This is a genomic window from Paenibacillus tyrphae (assembly GCF_024158745.1).
Classification (GTDB): Bacteria; Bacillota; Bacilli; order Paenibacillales; family NBRC-103111; genus Paenibacillus_G; species Paenibacillus_G tyrfis_A.
Genome location: NZ_JAMZAW010000005.1, coordinates 251278 through 265939 on the forward strand (window position 1 = coordinate 251278; position 14662 = coordinate 265939).

Below are 14662 nucleotides of genomic sequence, written 5' to 3' on the forward strand. Positions count from 1 at the left end.
CAACCGACGATAGCGGCGTGTCCTTTACCCAGGGCAATGCGCCGCTGTCGTTTTTTTTTGCAGATGCGATTGTTTTTGCAAAACGGGATCGGGTATACTGAATGGGACTACGGGATGGGATGGGGACACCTATGTTAAGAGCGATTTTTGGCGAGCCGCCCAGGCAGGACACCGGGCTGCTGCTTGAGGCCAACGAGGCGATCCGGGGATATTTGCGAACCGTCACCCGGACGAAAAAGGGGACGGCTCCAACTCCGCAGGAGCGCCGTTATGCGATCTGGTGCCAAAGTTTTCTGCGGGCATTGGACGAAATGGAGCAAAGCCAGTATGCGGCTGCCCGCTACGGGGAGCGTGTAACAACAGCATTCATCGACCGGATGGAACGCGAAGAGCTGGACGATTACCACCGCCATTTATATTATTACAACAACGCACTGATTCGTCTGTTCGCCGTGCTGGATAAGCTCGGGCATTTTATGAACGAACGTTTTGCTTTGAAGACGGAAAAGATCAAATCGCGGTTCTCATATTTTACCGTTCTTCGCAATATGCATCAGCACAAGCTGTTTACCGATTTGGAGGCGAAGCTCTACGAGCTTAAAACGAGTTACAAGGAGCCGCTCACGCACCTGCGCAATCAGCGCAACATGGAAATCCATACGATTAACGCCGATCTGCTGGACGATCTGATGAAAGCGGAGGAAGCGAAATACGGCGAACGGCTTCGTTCCGAGACGGAGGATATCCGAGGAAATTTGGCCGATCTCGGGCAAGGCTGCGACATGGCGTTCCGTTCGGTGACGACCGTATTTCGTTATCTGGTCCGGTGATCCGGAGCGACTTTAAGTTGAATCACTCTCCGGCTTGCACTATACTTTGGATAGAACGGGAATGAACGAGAAGCGGGAGGTGGGAGCATGGAGGGGCAGCGGAAAACCGCCTTCATTACGGGAAGCGCCAAAGGTCTTGGTAAAATGACCGCGCTCCTGCTTGCCGAACGGGGAACCGATATTGTGCTGAATTACGTGCACAGCGAAAAGGAAGCGTTCGAGCTGCGAGAGGCGATACGCCGCAAAGGCGTACACTGCGAGGCGGTTCAGGGAAGCGTAGCCGTTCCCGAGGACAGGGAACGGCTCGTACGGGAAGCGGTCCGCCATTTCGGTTCGATCGATATTTTGATCAACAACGCCGGTCCGTTCATTCGCGAGCGCCGGTTGTTTATGGAGTATGATCTTGGGGAAATTAACGAGCTGATGCAGGGCAATCTGCTCGGCGTGATGCATTTGGATCATCTGGTTATTCCGATGATGCGCCGGAAGCAGTGGGGCCGAATCATCCATTTCGGCTTCGGCCATGCGGCGGAGGCGCGGGGATGGCCGCATCGGGCAGCCTATGCGGCGGCCAAAGTCGGTCTCGTCTCCTTCACGAAAACGCTAGCCGTGGAAGAAGCGTCGGAAGGAATTACGGTCAACATGATTTGTCCGGGAGACATTCGCGGCGCGAATAAAGAGCGGACGATCGGTGAAGTGGAGCATCTGCAGGATGACGAATCCCCGCGCGGACGCCCCGGAACGGGAGAAGACATCGCACGGGTCATCGCCTTTTTATGCGAAGAGCGCTCGGATTTCATTACCGGCAACATTATGGATGTGTCCGGAGGGCTGGATCCGATTCGTGCCATGATCGGCAGCGGGTCCGTGCAAACGGCTGCAAGCGGCACAAAAAAACAGCCCTGAGCGGCGCATGGAGCATGCGGGCTCGGGGCTGTTCTTCGTAGGACTGCGATCCGGCGGTCAATGCATTAGAATACTTGCATAACCTCTTGAACGCCTTCCACTTCTTCAAGCAGCGCGCGCTCGATACCGGCTTTCAGCGTGATGGTCGAGCTCGGGCAGCTGCCGCAAGCGCCCATCAAGCGCAGTTTAACGATGCCGTCTTCAACGTCGACCAGCTCTACGTCGCCGCCGTCGCGTTGCAGGAACGGGCGCAGCTTATCTAGAACTTCAAGAACCTCGTCGTACATGGTGCTTTGCTGAGTGTTCTCGCTCATTTGCATCATCTCCCTTCTTATTTTATTATAGTACAATCGATCGAAAATTAAAATGGCTGTAAGGCAGGCGAAGTGCGATGAGACCGATCATTGAATTTTGTACGAACAATATGCACCACGGGACAGCCAAACTGATGCAGCAGCTGGAGCAGAATCCGGAATACGACGTGATCGAGTACGGATGTCTCGGCAACTGCGGCGAATGCTATTTGGCTCCATTCGCGCTGGTGAACGGCGAGATCGTAGCGGCAGCCACCGCAGAGGAGCTGGAGGCGGCCATTCAGCTTAAAATAAAAGAGATCGAGGATATGCTCGATCTCTTCAAAGACGAATAAAGTTTTACCCCAGATGGCGCTTCGACATCCAGAGCACACCGCTCTTCAAGGCGCGGGGCACCATGCCGACCATGACCGTCCGCTTGCCCATCATGCCGAAACCGGCTTTTTTGCCGAGCGATCCGAGAACTCCCTTGAGCTTGATTTTACCGAGCCGGGGAGTTTCGTTTTTCCATACGGCTTGCAGGACTTCCGCCACTTGCTTGCCTTGCGCTTCTGCCGCTTGTCCGCTCGGGGAAAAGGGCAGGGCAGCACAGTCGCCGACGACGTAAATTTCATTGTAATCGGGCAACTGGTGGTATTCGTTAATCGTTAACCGTCCTTGATTGTCCTTGGGCAGATTCAAGTTTTGCACGATCGGGCTGGGCTGAATGCCGGCGGTCCAGATCGTAATGTCGGTCTGAATGATTTCCTGCTGGTTGTACAGCAGACCGCCTTCCAAGCGGTTCAACGATACGTGAGAACGCAGCTCGATGTCGTGCTCCAGCATCCACTCGCGCACATACCGCTGCAGCCTTTCCGGGAACGGAGACAGGACGCTGGCGCCGCGGTCCAGGATACGGATGTTCAAGTCCGGCCGGCTTTCGCGCAGCTCCGCCGCCATTTCTACGCCGCTGAGACCGCCTCCGACAATAGTGATCTGACCGTAAGGAGCCGCATCGTTCGAAGCCTGGTACGTTTTGCGGGTGGCGGACAACGACTGAATGCTGTTCGAGAATTCCTCCGCCCCGGGAATGTTGTGGTATTTGTCCACGCATCCGAGCGCTATGACCAGCCAGTCGTAAGACAGCGGTTCGTCGTTCGCGAAACGGATCACCTTCTGCTCGGGATCGACAGCCGTGACTTCGCCGTATTTCAGAATCAATCTCGGGTCTACCGGAAAATGCACCCGGATGTCCTGTTCGGACACCGTTCCGGCAGCAAGCGCGTAATATTCCGTCTTCAGTCCCTGATAAGGCATCCGGTCGACCATGATCATCACCGTATCGGCCGGGATGTCTCCTTCCAGCAATTCTTTCGCTACCGTCAGTCCACCGTAGCCTCCGCCCAAAATGACAAGTTTTTTCATACAACGGTTAACCCTTTCTCTTATGACTTAATTAGTAGACCTTGATCTCGTTATAGAAAGTATCGCGCTCGACGGCAATGCGGCCGGCTCCTTGAATGAGCCAAACCAGTTCGTCCCGTGTCATGCCTTCCGGCGAGGTCGCTCCAGCGGCATGGCTGATGCGTTCCTGGATAATCGTGCCGTGGGCGTCCGAAGCGCCAAATGTCAGGGCGATTTGCGTAAGCTGCGTACCGAGATTGATGAAATAAGCTTTGACATGCTGAATGTTGTCCAGCATCAGACGGCTGATCGCGATCGTCTTCAGATTGTCGAAGGCCGATACCCGGCGTTTGATGCTGGCATTGACGCTGGCCGGCTGAACCGAGTTCGGTATAAAGACCATGAAGCCGCCGGTTTCGTCCTGCAGCTCGCGCAGGTACATCATGTGCCGGATCCGTTCTTCGAACGTCTCGATGGAGCCAAACAGCATGGTGGCGTGCGTTTTCATGCCGAGCTGATGCGCGGTGCGATGCACTTCCAGCCACGCTTCAGTGGATGCTTTGTCCACCAGGTGCATTTTTTTGCGGTAACGCTCGGACAAAATCTCCGCGCCCCCGCCCGGCATCGTGCCGAGTCCGGCATCCATCAGCGTTTGCAGCACTTCTTTATAGCTTAACCCGCTGAGCCGGGAAAAAAACTCAATTTCTGCCGCTGTGTGGGCCTTGATGGTCACATTCGGATAACGCTGCTTCAGCCCCTTGATACAGTCGACATAATATTGAAACGGCACGTTCGGATTGTGGCCGCCCGTAATGTGGAATTCCTGCATGTTCGGGTGGTAGTGCTTGTCGATGTAATCGAACATTTGCTCAGCCGTCAGCGTATACGCACCGTCCTCGCCTTCGTCGCGGCGGAAATGGCAGAACGCGCAGTGCTCCTCGCAAACATTGGTGAAGTACAGGCTCATGTTGTCGACGAAATATACTTTTTTGCCGTTCTTCTTCAGGTTCACTTGGTTTGCTAATTGTCCGATGGTTAATAAATCGTCCGTTTCGTACAGAAAAACGCCGTCTTCCAGGGTCAAACGCTCTCCGTGCTCCACTTTTTCGGCGATTTCGGCCATGCGCCTTTCCTGGCTGTTGATGATCATACTCATGGTTTAGCCACCTCCGTAAATGGGTCAGGCGCCCCTGATTTCCGCTGACGGGACGCTCTGTCGATGAAGTTGTACAACGATACAGGGAATCGTGTCTTTCACAGTCTGCTGCGGATAAACCGGCGAAAGCTGTGAAAGCTTGCACATGGTCAGCCGGCCAAGAACACACAGGCAGGCGAAGCTTGGACGTATTCCATAAAATACGAAGCTTCGCTTAAGCGCTTGGTCAGACCGGCATGTGTTTCTTCCGAGTGACAAATGTGTGAAAAACAATACTCCTTATTATAAACCTACTGCCGGAGAGGGGCAATACATGAATCGTTAAAACTATATTCCTGTTGTAAAAACGGACAAGATAGGGTTTAATTCCTATTTTCATGGGCAGGGGAGTCTAGTATACTGTTAGATTGAAATAACATTGGGTAGGACGGTGCCAGGTTGCTTACTCCAGCTCTCGATGAGCAGGCCTCCATTTCCGAAGAAATCGAAGACATGCGTGAGCAGATGGTAAGCTTAGGCAATCAGCTCGGGTTCATGCATCCGGAAGTGCAGCACTGCAGCAGACAATTGGATCAATTGCTGCTTCGTTATTATGAAGCCGATAAAACGGATAACCGCAAATGAGGCAGCCCTTGAGGACCGAGGCCGGAAGGAGTATACTTCTATATAGAAGTACATTTTCGAGCAGGTAAGGGAGGCATGGCGATATGATTAAAATCAGCGAAACGGCTTGCGATAAAATTAAAGAAATGCTCGCGGCGGAGGAAACTCCGAATCTGTTCCTGCGCGTGGGCGTCAAGGAAGGCGGCTGCAGCGGCTTTTCCTACGGAATGGGCTTTGACGACAACGAGCAGGAAGGCGACAAAGTCATGGACATCCACGGGCTGAAGGTCGTCGTGGACGAAGAAAGTGCCAAATATTTGTACGGTGTGGAGATCGATTTCCAAGACACCGGCATCGGCGGCGGGTTCAGCATTCACAACCCGAATGCGGTAGCCACATGCGGCTGCGGCTCCAGCTTCCGTACGAAGCCGGAGGAGGAAGCGCTGGCGCAGCCTTGCGAGGATTGAGTGAGTGCGTTACGGTGACCTGAACGTCTGCTTTAGGTGTTGGCCGAGGCGGTGGGTTGCGGATTGAATCGAAAAAGTAGCGTAATATCAACCGTGTGAAATGAACGATAACAACCCGAATTTTTTCGTTTATGGGTTGTGAACTCCGCACCTCCTGACGTTATTCTTCGGAATACAACGTTGGGAGGTTTTTATTTTGAAGCTCAAAAACATGTATGTAGTACATACAAAAAAGTGTGCTGCTCGGAGCTGTCGGCGGCTGGGTAATGTTTTTAATGATTAAAAAGATCATTTCCATCAAAAAACACTTCAAAATTTTGTTAAAAAATCCGATATATAAGGAGGTAACCGATATTAAAGGAAATCAACATGTGTAAAAGAGGAGAGTATTGAGATGCTTAATCGCAACAAAATTGGTTTTTTGATTGGAATGGCCGTTGTATTGCTGTTCGTCAGTTCCGGATGTGCAAAAGAAAAAACCGATGAGGAAAAGCTGGCTGAGGCCATTCAGAAATCGATTGCGAACGCTGCTAATAAGGCGGATGCTTCTACTAAAAAGGAAGAACCTACAGTGGAGTCAAAACTAGTTGAGATTAGCAACTTTATAACCGTGTCTATTTGGAACGAAGGATTCGTAAACATCGGTTCGTACAAAAGTAGGGGTACTAGCAGCACAGGCAAGGAGTTAGACATAGATTTCACAATCGACCGACTTGGTAAAGCGATGGAGAAGAAAGTGGAATATGATGCTTATATACAGGGATTGGATGCGAAGTATGATAATGTGAAGCAAGTATGGACTAAACTATCGAGTGAAACCGATAACTTGTACAAACAGCTTAAGGAAAATAAGCCCCAAGCCAATGACAAGAGTTATAAGTTTAATACGGGATTATTCGAGCAGTATAGTGAAGCTTTTAGAGATGATGTACAGGCGCTGAACAAGAAATAAATAGGATTTAAGGTGCCGCAGTAGCCACATGCGGATGCGGCTCCAGCTTTCGCACGAAGGCGGAGGAAGAAGCGCTGGCGCAGCCTTGTGAGGATTAAAGGCGGGGGACACGCAACGAAGTCAAAGAAGATCAAAAGGTCAACATAATTCTGCACAACAACGCCACTCAAGCGGAATGATCCGTTCGGGTGGCGTTACTTATTACGTCTTTTTTTACCATGGAAAGAACTATTTTAATTCATTTGGGATCGAATATTAGGGGAAGGGGATGGAGTAACAACGTTGCAATCACTTATGCCCTTAACGCAATTCAAGAAACAAATTAAGACGGCAGCTTGTCGGGTTAGAGGCTAACTCCCTTATTCCGATCGGCTGCCGTCTTTGGGTATTACGCTAAAAAGTTCATTTGGAGTGATGTTAAAATATGCGCACAGTTTGGCTATAAGTTCCGCGGGGATTCGTTTATTATCCATATCGACATTATTAATCAAGTCATTAATTGTCGATCGGCGATAATTAATTTCGGTTGAGAGTTTAAGCGCCGAGATGTTTTTCTTCTTTATAATTTCACCAAGATGACAGTGTAATCTTACATCGTTCATATCCATATCAATAATCTCCTATTCGCAATCCACTTAAAATAAATATAGCAAAAAGATAATAAGCAATCTATTGACCGTTTAACGATCAACTGTTATAGTGGTGATGTGAACGTTTAACGGTCAATTGACAAAAGTTTATTTTTTGCAGCTTCATCTTTGGTACTTCTGCGAGACGAACGCATTTAAAAACAAAAAGGAGTGGCAGAACATGTTGAAGAGGATAACCCTTGTTCTCGAAGCAGGCGATAATGATTTTGAACTTACAGATGCATATTTGACGCCAGACGAATCGCACGCATTTTTTATTTCAAATCATACTGTTCATTATACCATGGCTTCCCGGACGCAAAATCATCGAATTTACGTGGAATGCGGTGCCAGATTAATTTTAGGCAAGACGCATAAAGGAGAAATCACTATATTCGACCTGCATGAGAAACTCCAGGCCATGACGGCTTACGAACTCCTGAATTTCCACGTGCTCCATGATGCAGATAAATTGAGCCTAATTCGTTGAAGATGGACTCTCTTTTGGCACAATAAAATAAATGGTTTTGACATGTAAAACAGGAAAAAGATTGACGGTTCGTCCTTATCGTTATAATATTTATTTTAATAATATTTATTGCGATAAATAAATTGTTCAGTGAGGGGTACACAATGAGTCTAATCGACTACTGTATCATGATCGGGGAGCTGCTGAGGGTCATTGACACCAAGCATTCGAAGATCGTGAACCAGCATTACTCTCCGCACAATCTGACTGGCCCGTCGATCAACATTTTGCTGCTGCTGCATCATGAAGGTCCGACCCGGGTGGGCGATATCGGGGCGCAGCTCAATATGGTGGACAGCAACGTATCGGCGGTGTGCTCGCGGCTCGAGACGATGGATATGATCGAGCGCGTAAGGACGAAGGAAGACCAGCGGGTGGTCAAGATTCAATTGACCGACACGGCCCGGGACAAGATGGAGGAAATTCTCGGGAACGTGAAAGACTTTCAGGAGCTGTTCGTGAAGAATGCGTCGGAAGACGACTTGAAAGATATTGTGCACGGTCTGACGAAGCTCAACGAGTTGCTGGAGAACGTGTTGAAGGAAAAGACAAACTCCCAGCAAACATAAGACTGTCCGCAACAAAGCGTAAAAAGCAATAAGATTCGGCGCGATGTACGGGCGCATGGTTGTGTGCCCGTTACGAAGCGGTCTTTTTCTATTCTTTAACCAAGTAATCTTATGTGAATTGAAAATTTTGTCCGAAGTGCCTACTGGACGGCTAGCGGCATCCATTGCGTTTTTATTATGGAAATAGGGGGGTTATGGATGAAAAAGAAACGGAGCTTCCTGACCGCGCTCGTCATCGCTTTGGGATTGGTCGTAAGCGCATGCAGCCCGGAGCCGGAAGCGAACGAGGGCTCAGCGAATACGTCCGCTTCAAAAGCAGGCGGCAACCTGATCGTCGCCATCAAAGACGATCCGAAAACGTTCAACCCGATCTACGCCGGCGACCGGATGTCGCTGACCATCGGCAAAGCTTTGTTCTCGCCGCTGTTCACGATCAATGACGGCAAAAAAACGTTCGTGCTGACGGAAAGCTTGACGCCTTCGGCCGATCTGACGAAATACACGCTCAAGCTGCGCAGCGGCTTAACCTGGCATGACGGCCAGAAGCTGACGGCGGACGACGTGGTATTCACGCTCAACAGCATCCTGGACGAGAAGCAGCACAGCTATTTCCGGAGCTTGTTCGTGCTGGACGGCAAGCCGGTGCAAATCAACAAGCTGGACGAGCTCACCGTGGAGCTTGTGCTTCCTCAAGCGTCGGCTTCGTTCGAAGGGGCACTTGTGCAGATTTCGCCGATTCCGAAGCACATCTTCGAAGGCGAAGCGGATATGGAGAAAAGCGCGAAGAACAACAACCCGGTCGGCTCCGGCCCGTTCAAATTCAAGGAATACCGCTCAGGCGAGTACGTGATTGTGGAGCGTAACGACAGCTACTTCGGCGACAAGGCGAAGCTCGACTCGATCACGTACCGTGTAGCGAAAGACGGCAACGCAGCGACACTGGCCCTGCAAAACGGCGAGATCAACATGATGCTGGTGGAGCCGCAGGATTACAACAAGGTGAAGGATACCGGCAAGTCCGAGCTGCTCATGTTCCCGTCCGGCGGGGTCACGACGATGGTATTCAATACGAATATCGATGTGATGAAGAAAAAGGAAGTGCGCCAGGCCATCGCCCATGCGATCGACAAGAAAGAGCTGATTACGATGGGATTTTCCTCGGTTGATTTTGCCGAGCCGGCTGCGTCGATTTTTTCCCCGGACACGCTGTACCAGAAGAAGGAGCTCAAAACGTACGAATACGACCAAGCCAAAGCGAAGGAGCTGCTCAAAGCCGCCGGTGCGGACAATCTGACAATCCGTTTCGCTTACTACAATGCGAGCAAGGCGGAAGGCAATATGTCCCTGTACCTTCAACAAAAGCTAAAGGAAATCGGCGTTCAAGTCGAATTGATCCCGCTCGACGGGGCCACGCTCGGCAAGAAGGCGCTGAACAAGGACAACACGGATTACGATCTGTCCTTTGGCGGTTACAGCATGGGCTACGAGCCGGATGCCTATAAAGCGATTTATCTCGGCAGCGCGCCTTACAACTATTCGCATTACAAGAACGACGAGTTTGATAAGCTGTGGATCAAAGCGGCGGTCGAAACGGATGCGAATAAACGAGCAGATTTGTACAAGCGGATTCAGGAAATGGCGGCGGACGAAGTGACGACGTATCCGATCGCCTACGGCAAATCGATCATTGCGGTCGATAAAAGGTTCGGTGGACTGAAGGAAGCGGTGCCGAAGCAAGTGGTGCTGTTCGATGATTTTACGAAAATTTACTTGAAGTAACACGCTTGTCTGCGCGGTAAAGTCAGCAGGCGTCGCTCAGGGGGAATTCCGACTTGAAAACGTATGCAATCCGACGCATTCTGCAAATGATTCCGCTGTTGTTTATTATTTCCATCGTTTGTTTCGTTCTGCTCAGGCTTTCCCCCGGGGACCCGGTGATGTCGTTCGTCACGCCCAATATGAGCCCGGACGACGTCGCGAGAATCCGGCACAGTATGGGGCTGGACGAACCTCTGTATTTGCAATACGTCTACTGGCTGCTGCATCTGCTGAAAGGCGACTTCGGCTATTCGTTGAACAATCACCGCCCGGTGCTGACCTTGATTGCCGAACGCTTGCCGGCCACGATCGGGCTGATGGGCTCGGCCACGGTGCTGTCGCTGATTTTTGCGACGCTGCTCGGTCTGATCTCGGCGTTGTACAAAAACCGTTTCGTCGACCGAGTACTGAGCTTGATCGCGTATATCGGGATTTCGCTCCCCGGCTTATGGTTCGCGATGCTCTTGATCTACTTGTTTTCCGTGAAGCTGCACTGGCTTCCGAGCATGGGGATGCGGACGATCGGCGTGAATTCGGTCTGGGACATCGTCAAGCATGGCATTATGCCGTGTATGGTGCTCTGTGCCACGCACATTTCCGTGTACATGCGTTATATCCGCTCCAGCACGATCAGCCAGCTTGAAGAGGATTACGTGCAGATTCAATATGCTTACGGCTCCAACCGGCGTACCGTACTTTTTCGCCACGTCCTGCGTAATGTGCTTTTGCCGGTCATTACGATCATGGGGTTGTCGCTTCCCGAGCTGCTGGCGGGCTCCTTCCTCGTGGAGAGCATCTTTTCCTGGCCGGGAATGGGGTCGCTCGGCGTCAATGCCGTATTCGGGCTCGACTATCCGCTGATCATGAGCATTACGATGCTGTCTTCGTTCCTGCTGATCGTCGGCAATCTGGCTGCCGATCTGCTATACGGCTTGGTCGACCCCCGAATTAAGGCAATGAGGTGAAGCTAAAATGAACCGCATGAGATGGCGTATGCTGCGTCTGCAATTGGTCGAGCAAAAGGCGGGGCTGGCCGCGCTTGTTCTGCTGGCGGCATACGCGCTGGCTTCGGCGTTTGCGTTTCTCGTTCCCTACGATCCGAACGCCATCAACATCACCGAGCGTCTGCTTCCGCCGAGCGGCGCGCATTGGTTCGGCACGGACGATAACGGGCGTGATTATTTTGCCCGCGTGTTGTATGGGGGACGCATTTCTCTGAGCATCGGCTTTATCAGTATGATTATTTCAGTCGTAGTCGGCACATTTGTTGGCACGATCAGCGGTTATTTCGGCGGCAGGCTCGACCAGCTTTTGATGCGGTTAATCGATGTGCTGCTATCGGTGCCTTCCTTTTTCCTGATGCTCGTGTTGAATGCCTACCTGAAGCCGAGCATTCTGACGATGATTCTGATCATCGGGCTGCTGAGCTGGCTGTACATTGCGCGGATTGTGCGGGCGGAGACGATATCGGTTAAAGAACGGGAGTACGTGCTGTACGCCCGGGTATCGGGACAAACCAATTTCCGCATCCTGACGAAGCATATTATCCCGGGCGTCATTCCTACGGTGATTGTGGCGGCGACGGTCAATATTGCGGGCATTATTATGATGGAATCGTCACTCAGCTTCCTGGGGCTTGGTGTCCGGCCGCCGGATTCGTCCTGGGGCAGTATGCTGAACAATGCAAAAGGGTACATCGGAGAGCAGCCGACATTGGCATTGTTTCCGGGGCTGTTCATTTTAACGACAGTACTCAGCTTTAATTTCCTGGGCGACGTGCTGCGTGCCGCATTCGAGCCGAAAGTCGGCCGGCGATAATTCGTGAAAGCAACGGAGTGAAGCGATATGGCACAACTATTGGAAGTTCGCGATTTGCAAACGTCGTTCTTTACCCGCGACGGTGAGGTGCGGTCGGTCCGCGGCGTCAGCTTTGCCGTCGGTGAGGGCGAGATGGTGGGCATCGTCGGCGAATCGGGCAGCGGCAAGAGCGTCGCGGCGAAGTCGCTGCTGGGCCTCATTCCGCCACCGGGCAAAATTGTCGGCGGTCAGGTGCTGCTCCGCGGCGAGGACATGCTCCGGCTCCCGGAGCCCAAGCTGAGAGCGGCGCGGGGAAAGCGGATCGCGATGATTTTTCAGGACCCGATGACGGCTTTGAATCCGGTGCTCAAGATCGGGACGCAGCTGACCGAGGTCATTCGACGCCACCGGAACGTTGGGCGGGCCGAAGCGCGGCGCCTCGCCATCGATTGGCTGCGCGAGGTCGGCATCCCGTCGCCGGAGAGACGGATTGATCAGTACCCGCATGAATTCAGCGGGGGGATGCGGCAGCGGGTCATGATTGCGATGGCGCTGTCCTGCGAGCCGGAGCTCCTCATTGCCGACGAGCCGACGACGGCGCTGGATGTGACGATTCAAGCGCAAATCTTGAAGCTGATGAAACGACTATGCGGGACGACCAACACCTCCGTCGTGCTGATTACGCACGATCTTGGCGTCGTCGCCCAAGTATGCACGCGCGTCGTTGTAATGTACGGCGGTCTTGTGATGGAGGAAGGCGCGGTGGGCGATATTTTCGAAGCGCCGCAGCATCCGTACACGCAGGGGCTGCTCCGGTCGATTCCCCGTGTGACCGAAGGGAAGCGGGAGCGGCTTGTATCCATCGAAGGCTCGCCGCCCAATCTGCTGCACCCGCCCAAGGGCTGCCCGTTTCAGGAGCGCTGCCCGCATGCCATGGACAAATGCGGCGAGCTGCCGCCTTATTTCGAATCGAAGCCGGGCCACCGCTCGTTATGCTGGCTGCAGGACGGTCAAGGCTATCCGTCCCGGCCGCTGGCTTTCGCGGGCTCGGCGGCGTTGCAGCAGGGAGGGGAAGCGCCATGAACGGCACCGGCAACCCTATTCATCCGGCAGATCAAGACGTATTGATCGACGTGCGCGGCCTGAAAAAATATTTCCCGGCGGAGCGCTCGCTGTTCGGCCGGACGACGCGGCACATGAAGGCGGTGGACGACATCAGCTTTCAGATTTACCGCGGCGAAACGTTCGGACTCGTCGGCGAGTCCGGCTGCGGCAAATCGACGACGGGGCGCAGCGTTATCCGACTGTACGATGTGACCGCGGGCGAGATCCGGTACGAAGGCCAAAATATGGCGTCGATGAACGAGAAGCAGCTGAGACCTTACCGCAGGCGGATGCAGGCGATTTTCCAAGACCCGTATTCCTCGCTCAATCCGGGGATGACCGTGCTTCAGCTAATTAGCGAGCCGCTGGAGATTCACACCGCCTACAGCCGTGCAGAACGGCGGGAGGTTGTGCTTGAACTGCTCGGCAAGGTCGGGCTGAAGAGCGAGCATGCGGACCGGTATCCGCATGAATTCAGCGGCGGCCAGCGGCAGCGGATCAGCATCGCGCGGGCGCTTGCGCCCCGTCCCGAGTTCGTCCTGTGTGACGAGCCGATCTCGGCGCTTGACGTGTCGGTGCAGGCGCAGGTTGTCAACATGCTGGAGGATTTGCAGGGCGAGTTCGGCTTGACGTACTTGTTCATCGCGCACGATCTGTCCATGGTGCGGCATATCTCGAACCGGATTGGCGTTATGTATTTGGGAAAGCTGGTCGAGGTTGCTTCCAGCGACGAGTTGTACCTGCACCCGGCGCACCCGTATACGCAGGCCCTGCTCGCGGCGATTCCGGTGCCAGATCCTAAGGTTGCGAACGCGAATAGCACGCTGCTGCAAGGAGAGCTTCCGAGCCCGCTGGAGGAGATCGCTGGCTGCAAGTTTCGTTCGCGCTGTCCGTTTGCCAACGAGCGCTGCGCCGCGGAGGAGCCGGTTCTGAAGGAGATTGCGCCGGGGCATTATGCGGCATGTCATTCGCACGAAGGATGAGGTTTTAGTGCTTGAAGAAGCTGGACGGAAGAGCAATTTGACAAAAGCATCAGATCATCGGAAAGGGGGACAAAGCATGAGCACAACGGCAAAGCTTTCGCAAAATACGGCCATTCTGCTGGAGCGGGCGCGCCGGTTCGGGATCACGGACGAGACACTGCTCGCCGGGCTTGCGGCAGGGGATACGGCTGTTTTGCAGCCTGCGGTCGGCGAATGGTACAGCTATGACGAGTTTTATGCCTACGCCGATCAGCATGGGGAGGCGTTGGAGGAAGCCATTCGCAGCGGCTACCGGATGAAGTTCAATACCCCCGGCGGGGTGCAGTTTTGGCTCCAGCACCGCTTCGGGCTCGAAGCGGGCGTCGATTACGAAGTGCCCGAACACGGCCGGGTAAACGGACTCAAGCTTCCCGACGCGAAGGTAGAGCTTCTGCGCTCGACGCTCGCGCCGAATTGGGTCATCTTGGGGGAAGCTGCCGGCTCGGGGGAAGCCGAGTCCGTGCAGACACTTCGGCTGGTTATCCGCTCGCTGCATGAGAAGGGCGAGTAGGAGCGGGTGACTTGCAAGTCCGCTCTCATGCTCTGCCGTCAAAAAGCGCTTGAACTCGCGGGTTCGTGAGTT

Annotated in this window: 18 protein-coding genes; 14 read left to right on the top strand and 4 right to left on the bottom strand. The window is 53.2% G+C overall.

All coding sequences use genetic code 11. The features are described from left to right. The first annotated feature begins 131 nt into the window (after window positions 1-131). Window positions 132-830 carry a Cthe_2314 family HEPN domain-containing protein gene (locus NI000_RS09890; protein ID WP_253410019.1) on the top strand — a complete coding sequence of 233 codons (699 nt, stop codon included), beginning with the start codon at window positions 132-134 and terminating at the stop codon, window positions 828-830. Between the two features lie 87 nt (window positions 831-917). Then, window positions 918-1736 (top strand): SDR family oxidoreductase, encoded by an 819-nt coding sequence (locus NI000_RS09895; protein WP_253410021.1) that lies wholly within the window; start codon window positions 918-920, stop codon window positions 1734-1736. 65 nt (window positions 1737-1801) lie between these two features. On the opposite strand, the gene NI000_RS09900 is transcribed toward NI000_RS09895, so the two are convergent. Beyond that, window positions 1802-2050, bottom strand: a complete 249-nt coding sequence (locus NI000_RS09900; protein WP_010493716.1) for a NifU family protein — start codon at window positions 2048-2050, stop codon at window positions 1802-1804. Window positions 2051-2127: 77 nt separating this feature from the next. On the opposite strand from NI000_RS09900, the gene NI000_RS09905 reads away from it, so the two are divergent. Next, window positions 2128-2385 carry a YuzB family protein gene (locus NI000_RS09905; protein ID WP_010493714.1) on the top strand — a complete coding sequence of 86 codons (258 nt, stop codon included), beginning with the start codon at window positions 2128-2130 and terminating at the stop codon, window positions 2383-2385. 4 nt (window positions 2386-2389) lie between these two features. On the opposite strand, the gene NI000_RS09910 is transcribed toward NI000_RS09905, so the two are convergent. Further along, a complete protein-coding gene (locus NI000_RS09910; protein ID WP_253410023.1) occupies window positions 2390-3454 on the bottom strand; it encodes an NAD(P)/FAD-dependent oxidoreductase in 1065 nt (354 codons plus the stop codon). Window positions 3455-3485: 31 nt separating this feature from the next. Then, window positions 3486-4589 carry an aminofutalosine synthase MqnE gene (gene mqnE / locus NI000_RS09915; RefSeq protein WP_253410025.1) on the bottom strand — a complete coding sequence of 368 codons (1104 nt, stop codon included), beginning with the start codon at window positions 4587-4589 and terminating at the stop codon, window positions 3486-3488. A 438-nt stretch (window positions 4590-5027) separates the two neighbouring features. On the opposite strand from mqnE, the gene NI000_RS09920 reads away from it, so the two are divergent. The 3 genes from NI000_RS09920 (at window position 5028) to NI000_RS09930 (ending at window position 6611) form a co-directional block, all read left to right on the top strand. After that, window positions 5028-5213 (top strand): aspartyl-phosphate phosphatase Spo0E family protein, encoded by a 186-nt coding sequence (locus NI000_RS09920; RefSeq protein ID WP_036679471.1) that lies wholly within the window; start codon window positions 5028-5030, stop codon window positions 5211-5213. A gap of 83 nt (window positions 5214-5296) precedes the next feature. Then, entirely contained in the window at window positions 5297-5659 is a 363-nt protein-coding gene (locus tag NI000_RS09925; RefSeq protein WP_253410027.1) for a HesB/IscA family protein, read from the top strand. 394 nt (window positions 5660-6053) lie between these two features. After that, the gene (locus tag NI000_RS09930) at window positions 6054-6611 is read left to right on the top strand and encodes a hypothetical protein (RefSeq protein WP_253410029.1); all 558 of its coding nucleotides are present in this window, start codon (window positions 6054-6056) and stop codon (window positions 6609-6611) included. Between the two features lie 359 nt (window positions 6612-6970). Here NI000_RS09930 and NI000_RS09935 read toward each other — a convergent pair whose 3' ends face one another. Further along, window positions 6971-7219: a helix-turn-helix domain-containing protein gene (locus NI000_RS09935; protein ID WP_253410031.1), complete on the bottom strand. Its 249-nt coding sequence runs from the start codon at window positions 7217-7219 to the stop codon at window positions 6971-6973. 202 nt (window positions 7220-7421) lie between these two features. Here NI000_RS09935 and NI000_RS09940 point away from each other — a divergent pair, with 202 nt between their 5' ends. From NI000_RS09940 to NI000_RS09975, 8 genes are all read left to right on the top strand, one after another. Next, complete coding sequence (locus NI000_RS09940) at window positions 7422-7730, top strand: hypothetical protein (RefSeq protein ID WP_253410033.1); 309 nt, start codon at window positions 7422-7424, stop codon at window positions 7728-7730. 143 nt (window positions 7731-7873) lie between these two features. Beyond that, the gene (locus tag NI000_RS09945) at window positions 7874-8338 is read left to right on the top strand and encodes a MarR family winged helix-turn-helix transcriptional regulator (protein WP_253410034.1); all 465 of its coding nucleotides are present in this window, start codon (window positions 7874-7876) and stop codon (window positions 8336-8338) included. A 198-nt stretch (window positions 8339-8536) separates the two neighbouring features. Then, window positions 8537-10117, top strand: a complete 1581-nt coding sequence (locus tag NI000_RS09950) for an ABC transporter substrate-binding protein (protein WP_253410036.1) — start codon at window positions 8537-8539, stop codon at window positions 10115-10117. A 53-nt stretch (window positions 10118-10170) separates the two neighbouring features. After that, a complete protein-coding gene (locus NI000_RS09955) occupies window positions 10171-11121 on the top strand; it encodes an ABC transporter permease (protein ID WP_301292423.1) in 951 nt (316 codons plus the stop codon). Window positions 11122-11128: 7 nt separating this feature from the next. Then, window positions 11129-11974 carry an ABC transporter permease gene (locus NI000_RS09960; protein ID WP_253410038.1) on the top strand — a complete coding sequence of 282 codons (846 nt, stop codon included), beginning with the start codon at window positions 11129-11131 and terminating at the stop codon, window positions 11972-11974. A gap of 27 nt (window positions 11975-12001) precedes the next feature. After that, window positions 12002-13036 (top strand): ABC transporter ATP-binding protein, encoded by a 1035-nt coding sequence (locus tag NI000_RS09965; protein ID WP_253410040.1) that lies wholly within the window; start codon window positions 12002-12004, stop codon window positions 13034-13036. Further along, a complete protein-coding gene (locus tag NI000_RS09970) occupies window positions 13033-14040 on the top strand; it encodes an ABC transporter ATP-binding protein (protein WP_253410042.1) in 1008 nt (335 codons plus the stop codon). The genes NI000_RS09965 and NI000_RS09970 overlap by 4 nt, the downstream gene beginning before the upstream one ends. Window positions 14041-14116: 76 nt before the next feature. Next, window positions 14117-14590, top strand: a complete 474-nt coding sequence (locus NI000_RS09975) for a hypothetical protein (protein ID WP_253410044.1) — start codon at window positions 14117-14119, stop codon at window positions 14588-14590. Window positions 14591-14662: the final 72 nt, after the last annotated feature.

Bases quoted from the DNA above. Each gene is read 5' to 3' on its own strand.
- NI000_RS09960 (WP_253410038.1), top strand. From the start codon at position 11,129: ATGAACCGCATGAGATGGCGTATGCTGCGTCTGCAATTGGTCGAGCAA.
- NI000_RS09900 (WP_010493716.1), bottom strand. From the start codon at position 2,050: ATGAGCGAGAACACTCAGCAAAGCACCATGTACGACGAGGTTCTTGAA.
- NI000_RS09925 (WP_253410027.1), top strand. From the start codon at position 5,297: ATGATTAAAATCAGCGAAACGGCTTGCGATAAAATTAAAGAAATGCTC.
- NI000_RS09895 (WP_253410021.1), top strand. From the start codon at position 918: ATGGAGGGGCAGCGGAAAACCGCCTTCATTACGGGAAGCGCCAAAGGT.
- NI000_RS09935 (WP_253410031.1), bottom strand. From the start codon at position 7,219: ATGGATATGAACGATGTAAGATTACACTGTCATCTTGGTGAAATTATA.
- NI000_RS09940 (WP_253410033.1), top strand. From the start codon at position 7,422: ATGTTGAAGAGGATAACCCTTGTTCTCGAAGCAGGCGATAATGATTTT.
- NI000_RS09945 (WP_253410034.1), top strand. From the start codon at position 7,874: ATGAGTCTAATCGACTACTGTATCATGATCGGGGAGCTGCTGAGGGTC.
- NI000_RS09975 (WP_253410044.1), top strand. From the start codon at position 14,117: ATGAGCACAACGGCAAAGCTTTCGCAAAATACGGCCATTCTGCTGGAG.
- NI000_RS09910 (WP_253410023.1), bottom strand. From the start codon at position 3,454: ATGAAAAAACTTGTCATTTTGGGCGGAGGCTACGGTGGACTGACGGTA.
- NI000_RS09905 (WP_010493714.1), top strand. From the start codon at position 2,128: ATGAGACCGATCATTGAATTTTGTACGAACAATATGCACCACGGGACA.
- NI000_RS09970 (WP_253410042.1), top strand. From the start codon at position 13,033: ATGAACGGCACCGGCAACCCTATTCATCCGGCAGATCAAGACGTATTG.
- NI000_RS09950 (WP_253410036.1), top strand. From the start codon at position 8,537: ATGAAAAAGAAACGGAGCTTCCTGACCGCGCTCGTCATCGCTTTGGGA.
- NI000_RS09965 (WP_253410040.1), top strand. From the start codon at position 12,002: ATGGCACAACTATTGGAAGTTCGCGATTTGCAAACGTCGTTCTTTACC.
- NI000_RS09890 (WP_253410019.1), top strand. From the start codon at position 132: ATGTTAAGAGCGATTTTTGGCGAGCCGCCCAGGCAGGACACCGGGCTG.
- NI000_RS09930 (WP_253410029.1), top strand. From the start codon at position 6,054: ATGCTTAATCGCAACAAAATTGGTTTTTTGATTGGAATGGCCGTTGTA.
- mqnE (WP_253410025.1), bottom strand. From the start codon at position 4,589: ATGAGTATGATCATCAACAGCCAGGAAAGGCGCATGGCCGAAATCGCC.